This is a genomic window from Streptoverticillium reticulum (assembly GCF_047456005.1).
In the GTDB taxonomy this organism is placed as follows: domain Bacteria; phylum Actinomycetota; class Actinomycetes; order Streptomycetales; family Streptomycetaceae; genus Streptomyces; species Streptomyces reticulum.
Genome location: NZ_CP179755.1, coordinates 4,758,454 through 4,782,143, shown reverse-complemented (window position 1 = coordinate 4,782,143; position 23,690 = coordinate 4,758,454). Strand labels below are relative to the sequence as shown.

Annotated in this window: 17 protein-coding genes and 1 pseudogene; 5 read left to right on the top strand and 13 right to left on the bottom strand. The window is 72.0% G+C overall.

Annotation, left to right across the window (positions count from 1 at the left end; all coding sequences use genetic code 11):
• Window positions 1-6: 6 nt before the first annotated feature.
• The gene (locus ACMATS_RS21910; RefSeq protein WP_414168773.1) at window positions 7-933 is read left to right on the top strand and encodes a cyclase family protein; all 927 of its coding nucleotides are present in this window, start codon (window positions 7-9) and stop codon (window positions 931-933) included.
• Between the two features lie 316 nt (window positions 934-1,249).
• Here the strand turns inward: ACMATS_RS21910 and ACMATS_RS21905 are convergent, their stop codons facing one another.
• The 4 genes from ACMATS_RS21905 to ACMATS_RS21890 all read right to left on the bottom strand — a co-directional run bounded on the left by ACMATS_RS21905 (window position 1,250) and on the right by ACMATS_RS21890 (window position 5,556).
• On the bottom strand, window positions 1,250-1,729 hold the full coding sequence (locus tag ACMATS_RS21905) for an ATP-binding protein (protein ID WP_414168772.1): 480 nt from the start codon (window positions 1,727-1,729) through the stop codon (window positions 1,250-1,252).
• Between the two features lie 414 nt (window positions 1,730-2,143).
• Complete coding sequence (locus ACMATS_RS21900) at window positions 2,144-3,145, bottom strand: acyl-CoA dehydrogenase family protein (RefSeq protein WP_414170760.1); 1,002 nt, start codon at window positions 3,143-3,145, stop codon at window positions 2,144-2,146.
• Between the two features lie 8 nt (window positions 3,146-3,153).
• Entirely contained in the window at window positions 3,154-4,323 is a 1,170-nt protein-coding gene (locus tag ACMATS_RS21895; RefSeq protein WP_390779914.1) for an acyl-CoA dehydrogenase family protein, read from the bottom strand.
• Window positions 4,324-4,329: 6 nt separating this feature from the next.
• Window positions 4,330-5,556 (bottom strand): amidohydrolase family protein, encoded by a 1,227-nt coding sequence (locus ACMATS_RS21890; protein ID WP_414168771.1) that lies wholly within the window; start codon window positions 5,554-5,556, stop codon window positions 4,330-4,332.
• Between the two features lie 179 nt (window positions 5,557-5,735).
• Here ACMATS_RS21890 and ACMATS_RS21885 point away from each other — a divergent pair, with 179 nt between their 5' ends.
• Complete coding sequence (locus ACMATS_RS21885) at window positions 5,736-7,346, top strand: class I adenylate-forming enzyme family protein (RefSeq protein WP_414168770.1); 1,611 nt, start codon at window positions 5,736-5,738, stop codon at window positions 7,344-7,346.
• 36 nt (window positions 7,347-7,382) lie between these two features.
• Here ACMATS_RS21885 and ACMATS_RS21880 read toward each other — a convergent pair whose 3' ends face one another.
• On the bottom strand, window positions 7,383-9,653 hold the full coding sequence (locus ACMATS_RS21880; RefSeq protein WP_414168769.1) for a protein kinase: 2,271 nt from the start codon (window positions 9,651-9,653) through the stop codon (window positions 7,383-7,385).
• A 243-nt stretch (window positions 9,654-9,896) separates the two neighbouring features.
• A pseudogene (locus tag ACMATS_RS21875) lies at window positions 9,897-11,321 on the bottom strand (protein kinase domain-containing protein); the annotation flags it as partial.
• A 114-nt stretch (window positions 11,322-11,435) separates the two neighbouring features.
• On the opposite strand from ACMATS_RS21875, the gene ACMATS_RS21870 reads away from it, so the two are divergent.
• Entirely contained in the window at window positions 11,436-12,563 is a 1,128-nt protein-coding gene (locus ACMATS_RS21870) for a serine hydrolase domain-containing protein (protein WP_391149720.1), read from the top strand.
• A 33-nt stretch (window positions 12,564-12,596) separates the two neighbouring features.
• Here the strand turns inward: ACMATS_RS21870 and ACMATS_RS21865 are convergent, their stop codons facing one another.
• Window positions 12,597-14,303: a glycerol-3-phosphate dehydrogenase/oxidase gene (locus tag ACMATS_RS21865; RefSeq protein WP_414168768.1), complete on the bottom strand. Its 1,707-nt coding sequence runs from the start codon at window positions 14,301-14,303 to the stop codon at window positions 12,597-12,599.
• Window positions 14,304-14,564: 261 nt separating this feature from the next.
• Here ACMATS_RS21865 and ACMATS_RS21860 point away from each other — a divergent pair, with 261 nt between their 5' ends.
• Window positions 14,565-15,836 carry a nucleotide sugar dehydrogenase gene (locus ACMATS_RS21860; protein WP_390779908.1) on the top strand — a complete coding sequence of 424 codons (1,272 nt, stop codon included), beginning with the start codon at window positions 14,565-14,567 and terminating at the stop codon, window positions 15,834-15,836.
• 161 nt (window positions 15,837-15,997) lie between these two features.
• Here the strand turns inward: ACMATS_RS21860 and ACMATS_RS21855 are convergent, their stop codons facing one another.
• The 5 genes from ACMATS_RS21855 to ACMATS_RS21835 form a co-directional block, all read right to left on the bottom strand.
• Entirely contained in the window at window positions 15,998-17,149 is a 1,152-nt protein-coding gene (locus ACMATS_RS21855) for a rod shape-determining protein (RefSeq protein WP_414168767.1), read from the bottom strand.
• A gap of 111 nt (window positions 17,150-17,260) precedes the next feature.
• A complete protein-coding gene (locus ACMATS_RS21850) occupies window positions 17,261-18,388 on the bottom strand; it encodes a GuaB3 family IMP dehydrogenase-related protein (protein ID WP_336412996.1) in 1,128 nt (375 codons plus the stop codon).
• 188 nt (window positions 18,389-18,576) lie between these two features.
• Complete coding sequence (guaB, locus tag ACMATS_RS21845; RefSeq protein ID WP_390779906.1) at window positions 18,577-20,079, bottom strand: IMP dehydrogenase; 1,503 nt, start codon at window positions 20,077-20,079, stop codon at window positions 18,577-18,579.
• A gap of 154 nt (window positions 20,080-20,233) precedes the next feature.
• Complete coding sequence (locus ACMATS_RS21840) at window positions 20,234-20,836, bottom strand: sigma-70 family RNA polymerase sigma factor (RefSeq protein ID WP_390779905.1); 603 nt, start codon at window positions 20,834-20,836, stop codon at window positions 20,234-20,236.
• Window positions 20,837-21,209: 373 nt separating this feature from the next.
• Complete coding sequence (locus ACMATS_RS21835) at window positions 21,210-21,821, bottom strand: response regulator transcription factor (protein ID WP_003948568.1); 612 nt, start codon at window positions 21,819-21,821, stop codon at window positions 21,210-21,212.
• A 445-nt stretch (window positions 21,822-22,266) separates the two neighbouring features.
• Between ACMATS_RS21835 and ACMATS_RS21830 the strand changes: the two genes are divergently transcribed.
• Entirely contained in the window at window positions 22,267-22,581 is a 315-nt protein-coding gene (locus tag ACMATS_RS21830; RefSeq protein WP_336412998.1) for a WhiB family transcriptional regulator, read from the top strand.
• Between the two features lie 117 nt (window positions 22,582-22,698).
• Here ACMATS_RS21830 and ACMATS_RS21825 read toward each other — a convergent pair whose 3' ends face one another.
• Window positions 22,699-23,616, bottom strand: a complete 918-nt coding sequence (locus ACMATS_RS21825) for a LysR family transcriptional regulator (RefSeq protein ID WP_390779904.1) — start codon at window positions 23,614-23,616, stop codon at window positions 22,699-22,701.
• Window positions 23,617-23,690 lie beyond the last annotated feature (74 nt).

Genomic DNA, 23,690 nt, shown 5'->3' with positions numbered 1-23,690 from the left:
GAACCCATGGCGCTGCCACCCGAGTTCCACGAGATCGCCAAGCGGGTCAACAACTGGGGGCGTTGGGGGGCGGACGACGAGATCGGAACGCTCAACCTGATCACCGACGATGTCGTGCGCAGAGCCGCCGCGACCGTGACCAGCGGCCGCCGGATCCCGCTGGCGCTGCCCCTGCAGCAGGACGGGGTGCAGACGGGCCTCATCCCCGGCAGGGTCAATCCGCTGCACACCATGACGTCAGTCAATGCGGAGCTCTTCGGCCCGGGAACGGTCGCCACCAGCGACGACGTGGTGACCATGGGCCTGCAGGCGGCCACCCACTGGGACGGGCTGGCCCACGTCTCCCACGGTGGCCGGCTCTACAACGGCCGCCCGGCGGATTCCGTCACCGCCCACGCCCGTGCGGCCTTCAGCGGCATCGAGAAGGCCGGGCCGGTCGTCTCCCGCGGCGTCCTGCTCGACGTCGCCCGCGCCCAGGGGGTGGAGCGGCTCGACGGCGGCCATGCCGTCACGCCCGAAGACCTCGACGCGGCCGAGGAACTGGCGGGCACCACGGTCGGGGAGGGCGACATCGTCCTCGTACGGACCGGTCAGGTGCAGCACTATCTGGAGGGCGACAAAGAGGCGTACGGCTTCCCTTCGCCCGGGCTGTCGGTCCGCACGCCCGAGTGGTTCCACGCCCGCAATGTCGCCGCGGTCGCCAACGACACGCTCACGTTCGAGATCGTCCCACCGGAGATCGAGAACCTCTGGCTGCCCGTACATGCCCTGCACCTGGTGGAGATGGGGATGCCGCAGGGCCAGAACTGGAATCTGGAGGAGCTCTCCGCCGCGTGCGCCGAGGAGCGGCGCCACACCTTCCTGCTGTCGGCGACACCGGAACCGTTCGTCGGGGGAACGGGAGCCCCCGTCGCCCCGGTCGCCGTGCTCTGAGGGGACGGGACATCGGCCACGCCGGCCGCACCGGCAACATCAGCGGCAACCGAACGCGAGCGGAAAGCGCCAAACTGCGGGCGAGCCGCAAGTCATGGGCGGACGGCGGCGTACAGATGCACACCCCGAGCACGGCACCGCACGCCGCCACCCAGCCTCCGGCGCCTCAGCCCTGTCGTTGCGCCGGGCCGCGACCCGTACTCGCCAAGGCAACCCTGGATCCCCGGGTCTCTCGACGTCCCCTCGCAACGAATCGCTGCATCCAAGGGTGATCACGTGAACACTTCACGTCAACACCTGGTCTGGACTTTGTCGACTACGCCCGATTTGTCGCGGCGTGTTGTGGCTCGAAAGCACCAGTCCACAGCGGCCCCCGGCGGTCGACCTCGCACCAGATGCGCTTGCCCGTGCCCTCGGGCTGCCAACCCCAGCGGTCGGCGAGCCCGTCGACGAGCTCCAGACCCCTCCCGCCCGTGTCGTCACCCCGGGCACAGCGCTGCCGCGGCGGCCTGGTGCTGTTGTCGGCCACCTCGACGCGGACGGTTCCGGGACAACCACCGGGCGCCGCCTCCATGGATGCACCCGCACCGGGGAAGAGCATTCGCAGCACGGCCGGACAGCCCGTATGCACCACGGCGTTGGTGACCAGCTCCGAGATCAGCAGGATCAGCGTCTCGGCGAGCGGCTCGTCGACCCCTATGCCGGACCCGGCGAGGCGCGACCGCGCCCACCTACGAGCCCGACCCACTTCCGCAGGGTCGGCCCGGACCTCCATCTGCATCTGAAGCATCTGCACCGCTCACACCACCCGAACCGGCGGACACAACACCCCACGCCTCCCAAGGGTCACGGAACGTGATGCCCTTTCGAGACAGCATGGTTGACGTACAGTTACCTCAACAAGCGCTTCAGGCATATTCCGGCGCAAAGGAGTATGCGCCGCCCGTGCTGTGCGACCTGCGCCGCGAGGCTTCGAACACCGGGGAACCGGACTCCCCGCGCCCATGCGAGCTGGGCACATGCCGACGCCCGACATCGTCCGGCCGACAACGCCTTGATGGTTGCGCCCTTGAACCACTCGCATCCAAGGGAGAGTACCCGAGGGCGGACCCGACTCCGCACCGTGACGAGTTACACGCGGAACACAACTCGATATCAACACAGCGTGATCTTTTTTCCATGGCAAGGCAGGCATTTCACCGCGCCCCGGTTACGCAGCGCCATATGCGTCTCCGGCCAGCAACTCAGCGGCCAACTCCTCCTCGGCGACGGCCGGAGTCCGCCACTGTTCGCGTCTGAGCCAGGCCCGCTTGAGATGCAGGTGGACATCCGCGTCCCACGTGAAACCCATTCCGCCGTGCACTTGCAAGCAATCCCGTGCATTACGGACGGCCGCTTCGTCGGCGAGCAGCTTCGCTCCCGCGACATCGCAGGCCGCCATGGTCAGCGAGGCCGCATACACGCTACTGCGTGCGATTTCCGCACGTACGAGCATGCGGGCGCAGAGGTGTTGCACGGCCTGGAAGGCCCCGATGGGGCGACCGAACTGCCTGCGGGACCGGGCTTGGAGGACGGCCAGGTCGAGCGTACGCAGAGCGCTGCCGAGTTGCTGGGCAGCGGTCAGGAGGGCGGCCTCGTTGCGCAGGCGTTCCCCATCTCCTCCTGGAAGCAGGCATGTTGCCGAGAGCGGAGGCAGCTGATGGACCTCGTGCAGAGGTGTCAACGGGTCCACCGACTGCACGGGCCGGGCGGCCAGGACCCGTGGCCCGGTGCCCTCGTCCGTCGCCGACACCCGGGCCTTCGCGCCATCGAGGAGCAGCACGGAGTCTGCGGCGTCCAGGTGTTCGGCCATTCCGGGCCCGGCCAGAGCCGTCACCATCCGGGCGCCTTCGGCCGCTCCTGGCACCAGGCCTGCCGCAAGGTGCGTGGCGACCAGCGGGCCGGGAACCAGGGCCCGCCCCGCCTCCTCGAAGAGGAGCACCGCCTCCGGGAGCCCCAGGCCCACGCCACCGTCCTCCTCCGGCAGCCGCAGCGCGAAGAGGCCCGCGTCGCCCAACTCCCGCCACAACGCGCGGTCGACGCCCGCCTCAGCGTCCTTCCCCCCCTGCACCTCCACCGCCTCCCTCAACCGCTCACGGGGGAAGCTCCGCTCAAGGAGCTGCCGCATGCCGGCCTGCAGGGCCCGTTGGTCGTCGTCCAGCCGGAAGTCCATGGGTGCCGTCACCGTCCTCCCGGGAGGCCGAGGATGCGCTCGGCGATGATGTTCTGCTGGATCTGCGAGGTGCCGGCGGCGATCGTGTACGAGAGCGAGGAGAGCCGCTGGGCGGTCCACTCCTGCTCGGCATCCAGCGAGGCAGGGCCGAGGACCTCGGCGGCTGCGTCGTACAGCTCCTGGCGGGCCTTGGAGTAGCGCAGCTTGAACACCGACCCTCCGGTGCCCGGCACCCCGCTCCCGCCGTTGCGCAGCGCGTGTCCTGCCGCGCTGACGTTCCACTGCACCAGCCGCCACAGTGCGCCGAACTCCGCGCTCAGCCGCCCCAGTCGGCGGCGCAGCGCGGGGTCGTCCCAGCGGCCGTTCTCCTTCGCCTTCCCGGCCAGCCGGGTCAGGGTGCGGCGGCAGGCGACGACCTCGCCTGCGAAGGCGGTGCCGCGTTCGAAGGAGAGGGTGACCATGGTGATGCGCCAGCCGTCGTTCTCGGCTCCGACGCGGTACGAGAGCGGCACCCGCACCTCGTCCAGGTGCACCTCGGCGAACTCGGCGGAGCCGGCCAGGGTGCGCAGCGGCCGGACCGTGACGCCCGGGGAGTCCATCGGCAGGGCGAGCCAGGAGATCCCCCGGTGGCGGGGGGCCGACTCGTCGGTGCGCACGAGCAGTTCGCACCAGTCGGCGACCTCGGCGTGCGAGGTCCAGATCTTGCTGCCGGTGACGACGTACGCATCGCCGTCCCGGGTGGCGCGGGTGCGCAGGGAGGCGAGGTCGGAGCCGGCCTCGGGTTCGGAGAAGCCCTGGCACCACACCTCCTCGCCCCGCAGGATCGGCGGCAGCCAGCGGGCACGCTGGGCGGCCGTCCCCTCGGCGGCGATGGTGGGGCCGGCGTGCAGCAGACCGACGAAGTTGGCGCCCACGTAGGGTGCCCCCGCCAGTTCGGTCTCCTCCAGGAAGATCAGGTGCTGGGCGGGGGTGGCCCCCTGGCCCCCGGCGTCGGCGGGCCAGTGCAGCCCGGCGTATCCAGCGTCGTACAGGGCCCGTTGCCAGGCGCAGTCGTAGGCGCGCCGCCCGGGCCAGTCGGCCGGTGACGGTGCGGGGGGCAGCCGGGGCAGGGCGTCCGCGAGCCAGGCACGCAGCCGTTGCCGGAAGTCCTCTTCCTCTGGGGTGCAGGTGAGGTCCATGAGAGCTCACCTGCCGAACGGGCCAGGCAGACCGGAGGTGCCTACGGGGTCGAGGTCCAGGCCCAGCATCCGGATGGCGTTGCCCCGCATGAGTTTGCGGACGGTCTCGTCGTCCAGGCCCCTCACATGGTCCAGGGCGACCTCCTTGGTGTGGGGGAAGGTCGAGTCCACGTGGGGGTAGTCGGTCTCGAAGGTGGCGTTGTCGCGGCCGACGACGTCGAGCGAGGCGATGCCGTGTTTGTCGCGGAAGAAGCAGCAGTGGATCTGCCGGTAGTAGTAGGTGGAGGGGGGCTCGGGGATCAGGTCGCGCACGCCACCCCAGGCGCGGTGCTCGCGCCAGACGTCGTCGGCGCGCTCCAGGGCGTAGGGGATCCAGCCCATCTGCCCTTCGGCGTAGGCCAGTTTGAGCCGTGGGAAACGGACGAGCACGCCGCTGAAGAGGTAGTCCGTCATGGAGGCCATGGCGTTGTTGAAGGACAGCGAGGCCTGGACGGCCGGGGGCGCGTCGGGCGATGCGGCGGGCATCTGTGAGGAGGAGCCGATGTGCATGCAGACGACGGTGGCGGTCTCCTGGCACTCGGCGAAGAAGGGGTCCCAGTAGCCGGTGTGGATCGACGGCAGACCGAGGTACGGGGGGATCTCGCTGAAGGTCACGGCCCGTACGCCGCGGGCGGCGTTGCGCCGGATCTCGGCGACGGCCAGGTCCACGTCCCAGAGCGGGATCAGGCACAGCGGGATCAGCCGGCCGCCGCTGTCGCCGCACCACTCTTCGATCATCCAGTCGTTGTAGGCGCGCACGCAGGCGAGGGCGACCTCCTTGTCGTGCGCCTCGGCGAAGGTCTGGCCGCAGAAGCGGGGGAAGGTCGGGAAGCACAGGGACGCCTCGACATGGTTGAGGTCCATGTCCTTCAGCCGTTCCGCCGGGTCCCAGCAGCCGGGGCGCATCTCCCGGCGGGTGATGCCCTCCAGGGTCATGTCGTCGCGGTCGAAGCCGACGGCCGCGATGTTGCGCTTGTACGGGAACTGCAGATCCTCGTAGATCCACCAGTCGGCGGACGGGCCGGCGGGGTCCATGGTGATGCGGTACTTCCCGCCCACGTACTGCAGTTCGCCGATCCCGGCGGTCAGCGGACGGGGTCCGCGGTCGCGGTACTTGGCGGGCAGCCAGGTGTCGAAGAGGTGGGCGGGCTCGATCACATGGTCGTCGACGCTGACGATGCGCGGAAGATCCATGGCGTCTCCTCCCTCGCCGGACAAGAGGACCGGGGTGGCCGGACCCCACAGCGATCTGACGGTACGTCAGCTCACGCAGCCAGCCAGGCTAGCCCCCACCCCCTGGACCCACAAGGCGCGCCCTCCTACGCTCGCCACCTATCTGCCGAACCGTCAGGCATCCGAGACGGAGGGCCGCCATGCAATCGCCCGGCACCGGCACCGGCACCACCCAGGACCTCGCCGCGTCCCGCACCCTGTGGGAACTGCTCGAGCGCCGCGCCGCCCTCACCCCGGACGCCCCGGCGCTCCTCCAGGACGAGCCCCCGGGCCCGGCGGCCGCGCCCGGGGCCGCCCGCCGCCTGACGTTCGGCGGCCTGCGCACCCGCAGCGAGCGCGTCGCCGCCTGGCTGCACGGGCTCGGCGTCCGGCCGGGCAGCTGCGTCGCCTGGCAGCTGCCCACCCGCATCGAGACGGTCGTCCTGTCCTTCGCCCTGGCCCGACTGGGCGCCGTCCAGACGCCGCTCGTCCCCGCCTGCCGCGACCACGAGACCGGGCACGCGCTACGCGCCTCCGGTGCGGAGTTCTTCGCCGTGCCCGGCACCTGGCGCGGTCACGACCACACCGCCATGGCCCGTCGCCTGGCCCTCACGCTGCCCGTACCGCCCCTGGTGTTCACCGCGTACGCGCGCCTCCCCGAGGCCGATCCCGCGACGCTGCCGCCCCCGCCCGCCGACGGCACGTCCGTCCGCTGGATCCACTGGACCTCCGGCACGACCTCGGACCCCAAGGGCGTGCTGCACAGCGACCGTTCCCTCATCGCCGCCGGCTCCTGTCTCGCCGACGCGCTCCGCCTCGCCCCGCACGACGTGGGTTCCATGGCCTTCCCCTACGCGCACGTCGCCGGGCCCGACTACACGGTGATGCTGCTCCTGCGCGGCTGCCCGGCCCTCCTCCTGGAGCACTTCTCCCTGCCCGGTGCGCTCCCCTCCTACCGGCGCCACGGCGTCACCGTCGCCGGGGGCTCCACCGCCTTCTACACGATGTTCCTCGCCGAACAGCGCAAGGATCCGGCCCGGCCCGTCATCCCCACACTGCGCCTGATGGCGGGCGGCGGCGCCCCCAGACCGCCCGCGCTCCACGCCGAGGTCGCCCGCGAGATGGGATGCCCGCTGGCACACGGCTACGGCATGACCGAAGTACCCATGATCACCATGGGAGTTCCGGGCGAGGACACGGAGGAGCAGCTCGCCACCACCGAGGGGCGGCCGCCCGCGGGCATGGAGGTCCGGGTGACGGATCCGGAGGGCCGGCCGCTGCCGCCGGGGACGGACGGGGAGATCCGGCTGCGCGGCGAGGCCGTCTGCACGGGGTATCTCGATCCGGCCCAGACCGCCGAGGCGTTCGATGCGGACGGTTTTCTCCGGACCGGAGACCTCGGGCATCTCACCGACCACGGCCATCTCGTCCTCACCGGCCGCCTCAAGGACATCATCATCCGCAAGGGCGAGAACATCTCCGCCCAGGAGGTCGAACAACTCCTCCTCACACACCCGGGTGTCGAGGACGCCGCCGTCATCGGCCTGCCGGACGCCGCGCGCGGGGAGCGCGTCTGCGCCGTCGTCCAACAACCGCCGGGGGCCGCCCGGTTGAGCCTTGCGGACGTTGCAGGCCATCTCCGCGGGGCGGGGCTCGCGCTCCACAAGGTCCCCGAACAGCTGGAGCTCGTCCCGGAGCTTCCCCGCAACGACACGCTCCGCAAGGTGCTCAAGCACCGGCTGCGCGAGCGCTACGCGGACCCGGAGCAGTGACCCGGGACAGTGACCCAGAACAGAGACCCGAGCACCTCAGCCATCCGTCCGGTACGTGGCGCTGGCCTGGTCGAAGAAGGTGTCCACCGAGCGCTGCCGGTCCGCGGGGCCGATCACTTGGAGGAGGTGGTAGCGGCCCTTGAGGAGCATCGCCGCGTTGCGGACGTACAGCGGGCGGCCACTGCTGTCGTTCCAGGTGAAGGTGCCCTCCGCCGTCGCCGTCCCGCCGACGTCGGTGCGGCGCAGACCCGAGGCGCCGGACCAGGAGGAGGAGCGGTAGGGGGCGAGTTCGGGTTCCTTGTCCGCCTGGTAGGCCATCGGGTCGGTGCCGGCGTCGGCCGCCTTGTCCCGCCCGGGCACCACGATCAGCTCGTAGGCGCCGCCGGCGTAGACGACCTGGCCGCGGTCGTTGTCGCCGATGCGCTGCCAGTCCTTGGCGACGGCGACGGAGAAGCCCTTGGGGTCCTCGCGCAGGGAGAAGCCCTGGGCGAGGTCGCCGGATTCGGTCGTCCCGTCCTCCCGGGCGCCCGAGGCCGAGGCCTGGCCCAACCGGCCTGTGGTGCCCGCGCCTTGGGGAACCGTGCCGACGGATCCGGCGGCGCCGGTGCGGTCCGTGGCGGTGCTGTCCGTGGTCCGTTCGGCGCGCGGCATGAACAGCAGCGCGTACAGCACCGCGCCGAGCAGGGCGAGCAGGACCGCGCCGACCAGCAGGCGCCCCAGGCGGTGCGGGGACCGGGTGGTGGCGGGCACCCGCTGTTCCTGCAGGTGCTTCTTATGCCGTCCGTGCGCCGCCGCCTCCGCAGCGGCCGTGCGGGCGCCCCGGCGGCGGACGAGCTCACCGCGGCGGCGGACGACCGGCAGCCGGACGGCCCCCCGGCCCAGGGTGAGAGCGTGCTCGCCGGAGGTCAGCGCGCCGATGGACGGCACGGTGACCGTACGGCTGCCGATGTCCGGCTCCGGCGCCGAGCGGATCAGCGAGCGCAGCCAGCCGCGGAGTTCCTCGAACTCGGGGCGCTCGGCCGGGTCCTTGCGCATCAGCGACTCGACGACCGGCCGCAGCGCACCGCACTCCTCGGCATAGGAGGGCGGCTCGGTGCAGACGGCCTGCAGCAGCTCCGCCGTGTTCTCCTCCGGGTAGGGCGCGTGTCCCTGGACGACGCGGAAAAGGAGCGCGCCCAGCGCCCACAGGTCGGCGGCCGGTCCGACGGGCGGGGCCAGCTGCCAGTTCTCCTGCACGGGCCAGGCCTGCTCCGGGGCCCAGCGCTCGGTGACGGCGCCGACCACCACCATGCGTGCCTGCCGCGCCCGTTCGGCCGCGAGGGCGCTGCCCGGCCCGGCGCCCTGTGCCCAGCCCTCGGCCGGCCGCGCCGCAGTGGGTTCGGTGCGGGCCTGCGGCCCCTGCGGGGCACGGGCGGCCGGCTCCACGACGGCCTCGGGTGCCGTACGGGCCGGGGGGACGCCGTGCACCAGGGAGTCGGCGCTCCACGGCGGCTGGGATCCGGGCGCGGGGGCCGTCCCGCTGGCGGCGCTGCCGCCGCCCCAGGTGGAGGCGCCGGTCGCGGTGCCGGTGCGGCCCTCCCCGGCCGGGGTGCGGGCGGCGGCGGCACGGGTGCCCGCCGTGTACGCGGCGACGGCCGCGGACCGCGCGCCCTTCTTGGCGGCCGCCGTCGGGGTGCCGCTGCCCGGCACCCCCGTGGGTGCGCGCGGCGGCTCGACGGCCTGCGGCACCGGGTCGTAGCCGCACAGCGCCTCCTCGGCCGCGCCCGCCGCCAGGCCGGTGAGGATGGCCCGCCCGTCGTCGCAGATGAGGACCGTGCGCACGGTGATGTTGCGGTGGGTCCAGCCGTGGGCGTGCAGGGCGCGCAGGGCCGTGAGCACGTCGGCGGCCACCTCGGCCGCGCGGTGCGGGGAGAGGGCGCGCTCGGCCAGCACGGCCGCGAGCGGCCTGGCGGCGACGAGTTCGCTGACGATCCAGAGGCTGCCCGCCTCGGCGAAGACGTGGAAGACCTGGTCGAGCCGCGGGTGGTCGGGGAGTTGTGCCGCCGCCGTCGCGGCTGCCAGCGCCCGGCGCACGGCAGGGTCGCCCGGCCCCTGCCCGGTCCGCCCGGCCGCGCCGCCGGCCCCGTACGGCGCCTCGCCGCCGACGACTTCGGCGTCGACGACCTCCGGCAGCGGGATCTGGCGGACCAGGACCTCCTGCCCGCTGTAGGTGTCGAAGGCTCTGGTCTCGACGAGTTCGAACGCTTCGGAAGGCGGCAGCGGCAGGCGGTAGCGCTCGGCGAGCACCCGGCCCGCGTACTCGTCCACGGCGCCTCCCCAGTCGTGCGTTCCACCCGTCGACCGCATGACCGCCTACCGTCAAAGCCGGTCGTTCAGCTGTCGCTTGCTGCTGATGGTGATGCCCAATGCGGCTGCGTACAGTCCACGAGGACTCACGATACGTGCCGAACCCGCCCCTTCGGGCGCGTACGGCTCAGTACGTCCTCGGGAGGTGCTCAGTACGTACTCGGTGCGTGCTCAGGATGTCTTCCCGGACGTTCCGTTCACGACCGTGGATGCGCTCTTGTGCTTGACCGGCGAACCGCCCTTGCCGTCCTGGTCCTTGCCGCCGCTGCTGAGCGCAAGGGCCAGCACCGTGCCGAGAACGGCCAGCGCCACGACGACCACGGCGACGAGCAGCACCTTGCGCGGCACGACGTCCGTGACGGAGGCCCGCCCGAAGGAGCCGGACCGCGCGCTGCCGCGGACCCGGATGCCCGTGGAGACGCTGCCCAGACCCTGCAGCGCCGTCCTCTCCGGCTCGGAAGCCGATGCCGACGCCGACGGCACCGCATCCCGCAGCGGGCGGAACGAGCTCTGTATCCGGTCGGTCGTGGAGTCCGAGGAGGCCGGACGGGACGGTCCCGCGGGCGCCGCCTTCGGCTTCGACGGGCCCGAGGGCGACGACGGCCGCGAGGCCGCCGGGGACGGCTTCGCCACGGCCGGAGTCCGGCCCTTCTGCGGCAGCTCCGTCTGCTTCGTCTGCTTCGTCCGCTCCATCGACGTGGCCGGCAGCGCGGGGATGGCGGGCACCGCGATCGCCTGCGTGGCCTCCAGGTCCGGCTGCGGCTCCGGCCGCTTGGGCAGGCGCTCGTCCGGGGCGTTGACCGCGTCGGTCAGCAGCGCCCGCGCACCGGCCTCGTCCAGCCGCTTCTGCGGGTCCTTGGCGAGCAGCCCGTACATGACCTCCGCCAGCGGGCCGGCGTTCTTCGGCGGGCCCAGGGGCTCCGTCATCACGGCCGTGAGGGTCGCTATGGCCGACCCCTTGTCGTACGGAGGGGCGCCCTCGGTGGCCGCGTACAGCAGGCCGCCCAGCGACCACAGGTCGGCCGGCGGCCCGGGCTTCTGGCCACGGGCCCGCTCGGGGGAGATGTAGGAGGGGGCGCCGACGAGCATGCCGGTGGAGGTGACCGACGGGTCGCCCTCGACCTGCGCGATGCCGAAGTCGGTGAGGACGACACGCCCGTCGTCCGCGATGAGCACGTTGGACGGCTTCACGTCACGGTGCAGGATGCCCTCGCGGTGCGCGGCGCGCAGCACGTCGAGAACGGCCAGGCCGACCTCGGCGGCCCGTCTCCACTTCAGCGGCCCGTCCTCGCGGATGACCTCGGCGAGCGAGCGGCCCTCGATGAGCTCCATGACGATCCACGGGCGGTCGTCCTCGTGCACGACGTCGTAGACCGTGACCGCACCCGAGCTGCGGATGCGGGCGATCGCCTTGGCCTCGCGCAGGGTGCGCGTGATGAGGCGGCGCTTCTCGTCCTCGTCGATATTGGCCGGGAAGCGCAGCTCCTTGACCGCGACCGTGCGCCCCAGCGTCTCGTCCGTCGCGCGCCAGACCGTACCCATGCCACCGCGGCCGAGGACGTCCCCCAGCCGGTACCGACCGGCGAGGAGGCGCCCTGTCGTGCCCTGCGTCTGCTCCGCCTCCGACATGCGTCCCCTCTGGCAATCAGCTCTGCGACCAACCGACCCTGGCAGAGCGTCCATTGTCTCTCATCCCAGGACCTGCGGAAGGCCAGGGTCCAAGAGGCCGTGGATGATGGGCGCATGCCGATGCACACCGCCCTCGCACGCCTCACGGCGGCCATGGCCGCGCTGTGCTGCGCCGTTGCGGCACAAGGGGCGGCCGGATGCAGCTTCACCGCCCGCTCACCTCTACATGACCTGATTTCGGAACGTACGGTTCCCGGCGCCGCCGAGCTGTCACAAGATGCTCACGGGACGGCCCGGTTCAGCACGGCCGGGGTCGCGGACGTCCGGACGAGGCGCCCCATCCGTCCCACGGACCGCTTCCGTGCCGGGAGCATCACCAAGACGGTCATCGCCACGGTCACTCTCCAGTTGGTCGCGGAGCACCGGCTGGATCCGGACGATCCGGTCGTGGACCATCTGCCCCCGGACGACTCCGCTGCCATCAGACGCACCACGGGCACCGCGCACATCACGGTCCGCCAACTGCTCACCCACACCAGCGGGCTGTTCTCCTACACCGACGACCACGCGTTCTTCAGCGAGTTCTTCGGCGCCGGGTTCGCCGCGCACCGCTACGACTCCCACACCCCCGAGGCCCTGCTGCGCACCGCGCTGGCCCACCGGCCCCATGCCGCGCCGGGCGCCGTCTACCGCTACTCCAACACGGACTATCTGCTCCTCGGCATGGTCATCCGTCAGGTCACCGGCGACTCCTACGCCGACGAGGCCCGACGCCGCGTCATCCTCCCCCTGCACCTCACGGGCACCAGCTTCCCCGGCCCCCGCACCACTCTCCCCGCGCCGCACGGGCGCGCGTACAGCGCAGGACTCACCGACGTCACCGATCTCAACCCCTCGTCGGCGGGCGCCGCCGGAGAGATGGTCACGACCCTTCCCGACCTCGACCGCTTCTTCGCCGCCCTGCTGGGCGGGAGGCTGCTGCCCGCGCCGGAGCTGCACGCGATGGAGGACACCCGCGCCTCGCAGGGACGGTACGGGATGGGGCTGTTCCCGGTGCGGCTGCCGTGCCGGCGGACGGTGTGGGGGCACAACGGGGAGATCAACGGGTCGTACGTGCTGGCCGCCGGGACGGACGACGGCCAACATGTGGTCAGTTATCGGGTCAACAGTGACGTACGGCCCGGGGCCGCGGCCGAAGGGCGGCTGCTGGCAGCCGAGTTCTGCCCGCGCAGCCGCGGATAGCGGATAACGGATAACGGATAACGAATAGGCGCCTCACACCGGCTGGATGTCCGGCGCCCCCAGCCGTGCCGCGTCCGCCGTCAGGTCGTCCGGCTGGCGCTGCGACTCCCGTTCCGCCTGGACGCGCTTCTCGTAGTGCTCGACCTCCTTCTCGATCTGCGCCTCGTCCCACCCCAGGACGGACGCCATCAGGGCCGCGGCCTCCCGCGCGCTGCGCGTCCCGCGGTCGAACGTCTCGATCGAGATCCTGGTGCGCCGCGTGAGCACGTCGTCCAGGTGCCGCGCGCCTTCGTGCGAGGACGCGTAGACGACCTCCGCCTTGAGGTAGTCCTCCGCGGCCGGCAGCGGCTCGCCCAGCGCCGGATCGCCGATGACCAGGCCCAGCACCTCGTCCACCAGCGAGCCGTACCGGTTGAGCAGGTGCTCGACGCGCGCGACGTGCAGGCCCGTGCGCCGGGCGATCTGCGCACGGCCGTTCCACATCGCCCGGTAGCCCTCGGCGCCCACCAGGGGCACGTCCTCGGTGACGCAGTCGGCCACCCGCTGGGCCAGCCCGTGCACCGCCTCGTCCACCGCGTCCTTGGCCATCACCCGGTACGTCGTGTACTTGCCGCCCGCCACGACGACCAGCCCGGGCACCGGGTGCGCCACGGTGTGCTCGCGGGAGAGCTTGCTGGTCGCGTCCGACTCGCCGGCCAGCAGCGGGCGCAGCCCGGCGTAGACGCCCTGGACGTCGTCGCGCGTGAGCGGCACGGCGAGCACCGAGTTGACGTGTTCCAGCAGATAGTCGATGTCCGCGCTGGAGGCCGCCGGGTGGGCCTTGTCCAGGTCCCAGTCGGTGTCGGTGGTGCCGATGATCCAGTGTCGGCCCCAGGGGATGACGAACAGCACGCTCTTCTCGGTGCGCAGGATCAGCCCGGTCGTGGAGTGGATGCGGTCCTTGGGCACCACCAGGTGGATGCCCTTGGAGGCCCGGACGTGGAACTGGCCGCGTTCGGCGATCATCTGCTGGGTGTCGTCCGTCCATACCCCGGTGGCGTTGACGATCTGCCGGGCGCGGATCTCGAACTCGCCGCCCTGCTCCAGGTCGCGCACCCGGGCGCCGACCACCCGCTCCCCCTCGCGCAGGAAGCCCACCACGCGCGCCCGGTTGGCGACGTCGGCGCCGTAGGCCGAGGCGGTGCGCACGAGGGTCATCACGTAGCGCGCGTCGTCCATCTGGGCGTCGTAGTACTGCAGGGCGCCGATCAGCGCGTCCTTGCGCAGCGCGGGGGCGATCCGCAGCGCCCGCCTGCGGGTGAGGTGACGGTGCGTGGGCAGCCCGCGGCCGTGGCCGGAGGAGACGGACATGGCGTCGTACAGGGCCACGCCCGCGCCCGCGTAGAAGCGCTCCCAGCCCCGGTGCTGGAGCGGGTAGAGGAACGGCACGGGCTTCACCAGGTGCGGGGCGAGCCGCTGCAGCAGCAGGCCGCGTTCCTTGAGGGCCTCGCGCACGAGCGCGAAGTCGAGCATCTCCAGGTAGCGCAGCCCGCCGTGGATGAGCTTGCTGGAGCGGCTGGAGGTGCCCGCGGCCCAGTCCCGGGCCTCCACCAGGCCCGTCACCAGCCCCCGGGTCGCCGCGTCGAGCGCGGTGCCCGCGCCGACCACTCCGGCGCCGACCACGAGGATGTCCAGTTCGCGTTCCGCCATCCGGGCGAGCGCCTGTCCGCGCTCGGCCGGCCCGAGTACCGATGTCCTCACCACTGCCTCCCGCTCGACCGCTCACGCTGTCCGCCGGTGACGGCGCCGCCGGCGCCGGTGCAGCCCGCCGGCGGGCCCGGCCCGTCCGCCGTCTCCCTTCGATGCTGCCCCAGATCCGCCGTTCCGGCCGTCCCGGGGGCGCAGCGGGGCCCGTGGCACGGCGCGGCAAGCCCCCACAATCCCGGATATCTGTCATATATCCGCTTAACCTGATTCAGCCCGTTCGAGCCTCGACCTGCCCCCGGGGAGGACCGCCCCGTCATGCCCGCAGATCTCGCCGTCATCGGACTCGGTCCCCTCGGCCTCCCCCTCGCCCAGGCGGCCACCGCCGCGCGCCTCCCCACCGTCGGCTACGACCCCGACCCGCACACCGTCGCCGAACTGCGCGCCGGGCGGCTGCCCGCCGAGGGCGGCGACGGCTCGCTGACCGCCGCCGGGATCCGCCGCATGCTCTCCGCGGGCTTCCGCCCCACCACCGAGGACGCCGAGCTCGGCAAGGTCCGTACCGCAGTGATCTGCGCCCCCACCCGGCTCGGCGAGGACCGCGCGCTGGATCTCGGCGCCGTCCGCGACGCCGCCCGCACCCTGGCCGTGCGGCTGCGCCCGCACACCACCGTGCTGCTGGAGTCCGCCGTCCACCCCGGCACGACCGAGGACTTCGTGCGCCCCCTCCTCGAAGCGGGCTCCGGGCTGCGCGCCGGCCGGGACTTCCATCTCGCCTACTCCCCCAGCCGCTTCGACCCCGCCAACCGGCGCCACGGCTTCGCCAACACCCCCAAGGTCATCGGCGGCCTCACCGCCGCCTGCACGGAGGCCGCCGCCGCGTTCTACGGACGGTTCTGCGAGAAGGTCGTCCGGGCCCGGGGGGTGCGCGAGGCCGAGACGGTCAAGGTGCTGGAGACCAACTACCGGCACGTCAACATCGCACTGGTCAACGAGATGGCGGTGTTCTGCCACGACATCGGCGTCGACCTGTGGGACGTCGTGCGCTGTGCGGAGACCAAGCCATTCGGCTTCCAGGCCTTCCGTCCCGGACCCGGGGTGGGGGGCCACGGGGTGCCCATCGACCCCGCCTACCTCTCGTACCGGCGCAGCAGCCCCGGACATCCGCTGCGCATGGTGGAGCTGGCGCAGGAGGTCAACGGGCGGATGCCGCGCTACGTCATCCAGCGCTGCGCCACCCTGCTCAACGAGCACGGCAAGTCGGCCCGCGGCGCCCGCGTGCTGCTGCTCGGCGTCGGTTACAAGGCGGACGTGGCCGACCAGGAGGGCTCGCCGGCGCGGGAGATCGCCTCCCGGCTGATGGAGATGGGGGCCCAGCTCAGCTACCACGACCCCTACGTGGCGCAGTGGCGCGTGCTGGGCCAGCCTGTGCCACGGGCCGACTGCCTCTACGAGGCGGCGGCGGACGCCGACTTGACGGTGCTGCTGCAGCCGCACCGGACGTACGACCTTCAAGGGCTCGCGGTCAAGGCGCAGTTGCTGCTGGACACGCGGGGCGCCAGTCCTGCTGGCGCAGCGCACCGGCTGTAGGGGGTGCGGGGCGCGTGTCCGGCGGACCTCGCGCCCCGTAAGGGGCGCGGGGAACTGCGCAACCGGCCACGACGCGCCCACAGCCGAAGATACCCGGGGTAGTGCGTCGACTGCGGGCCGGCAGCGGCTGGTCGCGCAGTTCCCCGCACCCCTTACGGGGCCTACAACCTCCGCCCCGCCAGCAGTCGCGGCTGTGCGTCCAGCACCGTCCGCAGGGCCGCGAAGTCCTCCACGCAACGGCCCGTGCCGACGGCCACGCAGTCCAGCGGGTCGTCCGCGACCAGGACCGGGATGTCCAGCTCCTTGCTGAGGCGGACGTCCAGCCCGCGCAGCAGCGCACCGCCGCCCGTCAGCACGATGCCGCGGTCCATGATGTCGCCCGACAGCTCCGGCGGGGTCTCGTCCAGGCTCTGGCGCACCGCCATCACGATGGCGTCGACCGGCTCGGAGAGCGCGTGCCGGATCTCGTCCGCCGTCAGCGTCAGCGTCTTCGGCAGGCCGCTGACCTGGTCGCGGCCGCGGATGGTGATGCGCTCCGGCAGCTTGAGGCCCTGGGTCTCCTCCGGGTCGCCGCCCGCGCCCTCGACCTCGGCGTTCTTCTCCAACTGCTGGGCCAGCGCGCTCAGTCCGGCCGCCGACCAGTAACCGGTCGGGGCGGCGGAGCCGATGGTCATCTTGATCTCCTCGGCGGTGCGCTCACCGATCGCGAGGGAGTACTCCTTCTTGACGTAGGACATGATCGCCGCGTCCATGGCGTCGCCCGCGGTGCGCACCGAGCGCGCCGTGACGATGCCGCCCAGCGAGATCACCGCGACCTCGGTGGTGCCGCCGCCGATGTCGACGACCATGCAGCCGGTCGGCTCGCTGACCGGCAGGCCCGCGCCGATCGCGGCGGCCATGGGCTCCTCCACCAGGTGCACCGCCCGCGCCCCGGCCTGCGACGCGGCCTCGATGACCGCGCGGCGCTCCACGCCCGTGATGCCCGACGGCACGCACACCACGACGCGGGGCCGGGTGAAGCGGCGGCCCGCCAGCACCTTCTTCATGAAGTGCCGCAGCATCCGCTCGGCGATCTCGAAGTCGGCGATGACGCCGTCGCGCAGCGGGCGCACGGCGACGATGTTCGAAGGGGTGCGGCCGATGGTCTCCTTGGCCTCGGAGCCGACCGACAGCACGCTGCCGTCATCGGCGTTGACGGCGACGACCGAGGGTTCGTTGAGCACCACCCCCTTGCCCCGCACGTACACCAGCGTGTTCGCGGTGCCGAGGTCGATGCCCATGTCCCTGCCGCTGAACGACTTGCTTTGCGCCATAAGTCGCCAGTATTCCCTATGCTCGAACCTTTATACGGAGCTAACGGGCCTGGCGGGCAACGGAAAAGGCCCGAGCCGCCACAGCAGCCCGGGCCTTCGCCTGTCGGTGCGTCAGCGGTTGTCGTGCTGCGACGGCGCGACCGTCACCTCGACGCGCTGGAACTCCTTGAGCTCGCTGTAGCCCGTGGTGGCCATGGCCCGGCGCAGGGCGCCGAAGAAGTTCATGGAGCCGTCGGGGGTGTGCGAGGGGCCGAGGAGGATCTCCTCGGTCGAGCCGACCACGCCCAGGTTCATGCGCTTGCCGCGCGGCACGTCCTCGTGGACGGCCTCCATGCCCCAGTGGTGGCCGCGGCCCGGCGCGTCGGTGGCGCGGGCGAGCGGGGAGCCCATCATCACGGCGTCCGCACCGCAGGCGATGGCCTTGGGCAGGTCGCCGGACCAGCCCACGCCGCCGTCGGCGATGACGTGCACGTAGCGGCCGCCGGACTCGTCCATGTAGTCGCGGCGGGCGGCGGCCACGTCGGCGACGGCGGTCGCCATCGGGACCTGGATGCCCAGCACGTTGCGGGTGGTGTGCGCGGCGCCGCCGCCGAAGCCCACCAGGACGCCCGCGGCACCGGTGCGCATCAGGTGCAGCGCGGCGGTGTACGTGGCGCAGCCGCCGACGATGACCGGCACGTCGAGCTCGTAGATGAACTGCTTCAGGTTCAGCGGCTCGGCGGCACCGGAGACGTGCTCGGCGGAGACGGTCGTGCCGCGGATGACGAAGATGTCCACGCCGGCGTCGACGACGGCCTTGGAGAACTGCGCGGTGCGCTGCGGGGAGAGCGCGGCGGCGGTCACGACACCGGAGTCGCGGACCTCCTTGATGCGCTGCCCGATCAGCTCCTCCTTGATCGGAGCGGCGTAGATCTCCTGCAGGCGCTTGGTCGCGGTGCGCTCGTCCAGCTCGGCGATCTCCGCGAGCAGCGGCTCCGGGTCCTCGTAGCGGGTCCACAGGCCCTCGAGGTTGAGCACGCCCAGGCCGCCCAGCTCGCCGATGCGGATGGCGGTCTCGGGCGAGACGACCGAGTCCATCGGGGCGGCCAGGAACGGCAGCTCGAAGCGGTAGGCGTCGATCTGCCAGGCGATCGAGACCTCCTTCGGGTCGCGGGTACGGCGACTCGGGACGACGGCGATGTCGTCGAAGGCGTACGCCCGGCGGCCGCGCTTGCCGCGCCCGATCTCGATCTCAGTCACGTGTGTGGCCTTTCCTTCTGCACGTCTGCCGCATCCAGTATCCCTGACGCGGCGAGGCCCGCGGCCTGACGGCCGCGGGCCTCGGATGAAGCTCCGACTACTAACGACGGGAGTAGTTCGGCGCCTCGACCGTCATCTGACCGCATCATCCGGGGGGCAACCCCCGGACCCCCGGCCGGAGGCCGTGGTTACCGGCGCGAGTAGTTCGGCGCCTCGACCGTCATCTGGATGTCGTGCGGGTGGCTCTCCTTGAGGCCCGCCGACGTGATGCGGACGAAGCGGCCCTTGTCCTTCAGCTCCTGGATGTCCGCGGAGCCGACGTAGCCCATGGAGGCGCGCAGGCCGCCGATGAGCTGATGGGCGACCGAGGACAGCGGTCCGCGGTAGGGGACCTGGCCCTCGATGCCCTCGGGGACCAGCTTGTCCTCGGAGAGGACGTTGTCCTGGAAGTAGCGGTCCTTGGAGAAGGACTTCGCCTGGCCGCGCGACTGCATCGCGCCGAGCGAACCCATGCCCCGGTAGGACTTGAACTGCTTGCCGTTGATGAAGACCATCTCGCCCGGCGACTCCTCGCAGCCGGCGAGCAGCGAGCCCAGCATCACCGTGTCGGCGCCCGCGGCGATCGCCTTGGCGATGTCGCCGGAGTACTGCAGACCGCCGTCGCCGATCAGCGGCACGCCCGCCGCGTGGCAGGCCTGGGCGGCCTCGTAGATCGCGGTGACCTGCGGGACGCCGATGCCGGCGACGACGCGGGTGGTGCAGATCGAGCCCGGGCCGACACCGACCTTCACGCCGTCCACGCCCGCGTCGATCAGCGCCTGGGCGCCCTCGCGGGTGGCGACGTTGCCGCCGACGACGTCGACGTTGATGTTGGACTTGACCTTGGCGATCATGTCGAGGATGCCGCGGCTGTGGCCGTGGGCGCTGTCCACGACCAGGAAGTCGGCACCGGCCTCGACGAGCGCCTGGGCGCGCTCGAAGGCCTCGGCGCCGACGCCGACCGCGGCACCGACGATCAGCCGGCCGTCGGCGTCCTTCGCGGCGTTCGGGTACTGCTCGGCCTTGACGAAGTCCTTGACCGTGATGAGGCCCTTGAGCACGCCGGCGTCGTCCACCAGCGGCAGCTTCTCGATCTTGTGGCGGCGGAGCAGCTCGATCGCGGCCTCGCCGGAGATCCCGACCTTGCCCGTCACCAGCGGCATCGGGGTCATGACCTCGCGGACCTGGCGGCTGCGGTCCAGCTCGAAGGCCATGTCGCGGTTGGTGACGATGCCGAGCAGCTTGTTCGCCCCGTCGGTGACCGGCACACCGCTGATCCGGAACTTCGCACAAAGCGCGTCCGCCTCGGCCAGCGTGGCGTCGGGACGGACGGTGATCGGGTCCGAGACCATGCCGGACTCGGAGCGCTTGACGAGGTCGACCTGGTTGGCCTGGTCCTCGATGGAGAGGTTGCGGTGCAGCACGCCCGCGCCGCCCTGGCGGGCCATGGCGATGGCCATGCGCGCCTCGGTGACCTTGTCCATCGCGGCGGACAGCAGCGGGATGTTCACCCGCACGTTGCGCGAGACCCGGGAGGCGGTGTCGACGGTGTTGGGCAGCACCTCGGAGGCGCCCGGCATCAGCAGGACGTCGTCGTATGTCAGACCGAGCATCGCGAACTTCGCGGGCATACCGTCGACGTTGTCAGTCATGACACCTTCTCCAATGGTCTTGCATCAGCGAGGACTCCCATGCTAACGGGCGCCACGCGTGTCCCATTCCACTACGGCTGAGTCCCGCATCACTTGGAGATTCCTCCAAGCGCCGCGCTGCAGGCGCCTTTTGCCGTTCGGCCCGCTGTTCCGCCTACTGTTCCGCGAGGGCCCGCAGCCGGCTGAGCGCCCGGTGCTGGGCGACCCGGACCGCGCCGGGCGACATGCCCAGCATCTGCCCGGTCTCCTCGGCCGTCAGCCCCACCGCGACCCTCAGCAGCACCAGCTCGCGCTGGTTCTCCGGAAGGTTGGCCAGCAGCTTCTTGGCCCACTCCGCATCGCTGCTGAGCAGTGCCCGTTCCTCCGGCCCGAGCGAGTCGTCGGGCTGCTCGGGCATCTCGTCGGAGGGCACGGCCGTACTGCCGGGGTGCCGCATGGCGGCCCGCTGGAGGTCGGCGACCTTGTGGGCGGCGATGGCCACGACGAAGGCCTCGAAGGGGCGCCCGGTGTCGCGGTAGCGCGGGAGCGCGCAGAGCACCGCCAGGCAGACCTCCTGCGCCAGGTCGTCCACGAAGTGCCGGGCGTCGCCCGGCAGACGCGACAGCCGCGTGCGGCAGTAGCGCAGCGCGAGCGGGTGCACCAGGGCGAGCAGATCATGAGTGGCCCGCCGGTCCCCCTCGACGGCACGGGCGACGAGGGCGCCGATCTCCCCCGGACCTGTGGCCACAGGGGGCCCCGGGAACTCGTCGTCGCGCATCGGTCCATGGTGCCTTGACGCCGGACGATCCGTGGCACCGCCCTCATTGTTGTGCATCGAACCGTTACGCGTCGGTGTCGTCGCACTCACGTCTCGCGTCGCCCCCTTCCGGGTATACCCGCCCCACGCCCACGACTCCCCCGATAGCTTGTGCCCATGCCGCGGTGCACGGGACCGGCCCTGTCCGTCATGAGGTCTCTCCCGGCCGGGCGATGAACGCCGGCCTGTACCGGGGACGGGGAGGAGTCACAACTCCAAGGATGCGGCATCCGTCGGAGTTTCGGCGTCCGGCGCCGACACGGTGAGGTCGCGGTGCGCACCGCCTGCCCGGTGACGCGCAACGCGACCGCACGGCGCTGCGCGCCACACGCGCCTAGCGGACCAGACCCCACCGGAAGCCGAGCGCCACCGCGTGCGCCCGGTCCGAGGCGCCCAGCTTCTTGAACAGGCGACGCGCATGCGTCTTCACGGTGTCCTCGGAGAGGAACAGCTCGCGGCCGATCTCGGCGTTGGAGCGGCCGTGGCTCATGCCCTCCAGCACCTGGATCTCGCGCGCGGTGAGCGTGGGCGCGGCGCCCATCTCCGCCGAGCGCAGCCTGCGCGGGGCGAGCCGCCAGGTGGGGTCGGCGAGCGCCTGCGTCACGGTGGCCCGCAGCTCGGCGCGCGAGGCGTCCTTGTGCAGGTAGCCGCGCGCCCCGGCGGCGACCGCGAGGGCCACCCCGTCGAGGTCCTCCGCGACGGTGAGCATGATGATGCGGGCTCCGGGGTCGGCGGAGAGGAGCCGGCGCACGGTCTCCACGCCGCCGAGACCGGGCATGCGTACGTCCATCAGAATCAGATCCGAACGATCGGCGCCCCAGCGGCGGAGGACTTCCTCGCCGTTGGCCGCCGTCGTCACGCGCTCGACGCCGGGCACGGTCGCCACCGCACGACGGAGCGCCTCTCGGGCAAGCGGGGAGTCGTCGCAGACGAGGACGGATGTCATGGCCGTCCTCCGCAGCTGATGCGCGTCACCTTGAGCCTCCAGGCTGGTACTGATCGTCACCTGTGCGATCGACGAGACGCCGGAAGATACCGACAAGCTCCACCAAGCCCGGACACCCGCCCGACCGCTTGATTTCGTCAACCGCCTCCGCACTCTCAACGACGGTCACCCGAAAGAGTTACGGGCTCGGTCGGCCACGTTCGGCACTCTACGTGAAGGAGCGGACACGGAGCAGGGCGCACGGGGAACGCGCGGCAGGACGACCCACCCCCGCCCCGCCTTATGCCCCATTTGCTCAGTTGGGGGCGCTTTTCTTCCCATTCGCAGCTATCTGTGGCTAGATTCGCAATGAGTCATATTTTCATCTGCTCGGATGGCAGTTGAAAAGTGCATGTCACGCACATCGCTTCGACACATCGGTTCCGATCGCTTCGAGGGGATAGTCATGGCAGATTTCTCCCGCCTTCCCGGCCCCAACGCCGACCTCTGGGACTGGCAGTTGCTGGCGGCGTGCCGCGGAGTCGACAGCTCCCTCTTCTTCCATCCCGAGGGCGAGCGGGGCGCGGCCCGCAGCGCCCGGGAGACTTCTGCGAAAGAGGTGTGCATGCGCTGCCCGGTGCGCGCCGAGTGCGCGGCGCACGCGCTGGCGGTGCGCGAGCCCTACGGCGTGTGGGGCGGCCTGACCGAGGACGAGCGGGAGGAGCTGATGGGGCGCGCCCGGCACCGGTCCATCACCGCGACCGGCTCGATGAGCGCGTGAAAGCGGGCGGCACGGAGCGGCCGCCGACGTGGCCCGACGAGCTGAAGAAACGTTTCTCCCATCCCACCCCACCCCATCGCCTCGCCCCGCCACCCCGCTTGCGCGCGCCGCGGCGCCTCAGCGCCGCGTCGCCTCCGTCAGCCGGTCCAGCATGGCCCCGACGGCCGGGACCCGCTCCAGGTCGGGCAGCGTGAGGGCCACGATCTCGCGCTGCACCAGCGGCTCAACCGGCACCGTGCGCGCGCCCATGGGCACCACCGACTCCAACGCCAGCTCGGGCATCACGGCAACCCCGAGCCCCGCGCCCACCAGCCCGAACACCGCCGGGTAGTCGTCCGTCGCGAAGTCGATCCGGGGCGTGAAGCCCGCGCTCTCGCAGACCTCGACCAAGTGCCGCCGACAGCGCGGGCAGCCCGCGATCCACGGCTCCTCCGCCAGCTCGCCGATCCCGATCCGCTCCGCCTCCGCCAGCCGGTGGCCCTCCGGCAGCACGCCGACGAGCCGGTCGGTCAGCAGTGGCCGGACGACGAGGTCGTCCCACTCCTCGCGGGCCGCCTGCCCGTCACCGCGCACCTCGACCTCGGGGTAACGGAAGGCCAGGGCGATCTCGCAGTCGCCCTCGCGCAGCATCTCCACGGAACGCCCCGGCTCGGCCTCGACCAGCGAGATCTGCATGGCGGGGTGCGCGGCCCGCATCGCCGCCAGTGCGGAGGGCACCAGCGCCGAGCTGCCGCTGGGGAAGGACACCAGCCGCACCCGCCCCGCGCGCAGGCCCGCGATCGCCGCGACCTCCTCCTCGGCGGCGGTCAGCCCGGCCAGGATGCCCGTCGCGTGCCGGACGAGCGCCTCGCCCGCCTGCGTCAGCCGCATCTCGCGGCCCGCGCGGATCAGCAGGGGGGTGCCCGTGGACTGCTCCAGGGCCTTCATCTGCTGGCTGACCGCGGGCTGGGTGCAGCCCAGCTCGCGGGCCGCGGCGGAGAACGAACCGGTGGTGGCCACGGCGCGCAGCACCCTCAGATGACGTGCCTCGATCATGTCTCCGAGCATAAGCCCGGCTTGGGGGCTGCAGAGCATGAGTTCTCGACGCTTTGACCGGTGCCCCCTACCCT

Bases quoted from the DNA above. Each gene is read 5' to 3' on its own strand.
- ACMATS_RS21910 (WP_414168773.1), top strand. From the start codon at position 7: ATGGCGCTGCCACCCGAGTTCCACGAGATCGCCAAGCGGGTCAACAAC.
- ACMATS_RS21900 (WP_414170760.1), bottom strand. From the start codon at position 3,145: ATGGACTTCCGGCTGGACGACGACCAACGGGCCCTGCAGGCCGGCATG.
- ACMATS_RS21895 (WP_390779914.1), bottom strand. From the start codon at position 4,323: ATGGACCTCACCTGCACCCCAGAGGAAGAGGACTTCCGGCAACGGCTG.
- ACMATS_RS21890 (WP_414168771.1), bottom strand. From the start codon at position 5,556: ATGGATCTTCCGCGCATCGTCAGCGTCGACGACCATGTGATCGAGCCC.
- ACMATS_RS21885 (WP_414168770.1), top strand. From the start codon at position 5,736: ATGCAATCGCCCGGCACCGGCACCGGCACCACCCAGGACCTCGCCGCG.
- ACMATS_RS21870 (WP_391149720.1), top strand. From the start codon at position 11,436: ATGCCGATGCACACCGCCCTCGCACGCCTCACGGCGGCCATGGCCGCG.
- ACMATS_RS21860 (WP_390779908.1), top strand. From the start codon at position 14,565: ATGCCCGCAGATCTCGCCGTCATCGGACTCGGTCCCCTCGGCCTCCCC.
- ACMATS_RS21855 (WP_414168767.1), bottom strand. From the start codon at position 17,149: ATGGCGCAAAGCAAGTCGTTCAGCGGCAGGGACATGGGCATCGACCTC.
- guaB (WP_390779906.1), bottom strand. From the start codon at position 20,079: ATGACTGACAACGTCGACGGTATGCCCGCGAAGTTCGCGATGCTCGGT.
- ACMATS_RS21840 (WP_390779905.1), bottom strand. From the start codon at position 20,836: ATGCGCGACGACGAGTTCCCGGGGCCCCCTGTGGCCACAGGTCCGGGG.
- ACMATS_RS21835 (WP_003948568.1), bottom strand. From the start codon at position 21,821: ATGACATCCGTCCTCGTCTGCGACGACTCCCCGCTTGCCCGAGAGGCG.
- ACMATS_RS21830 (WP_336412998.1), top strand. From the start codon at position 22,267: ATGGCAGATTTCTCCCGCCTTCCCGGCCCCAACGCCGACCTCTGGGAC.
- ACMATS_RS21825 (WP_390779904.1), bottom strand. From the start codon at position 23,616: ATGATCGAGGCACGTCATCTGAGGGTGCTGCGCGCCGTGGCCACCACC.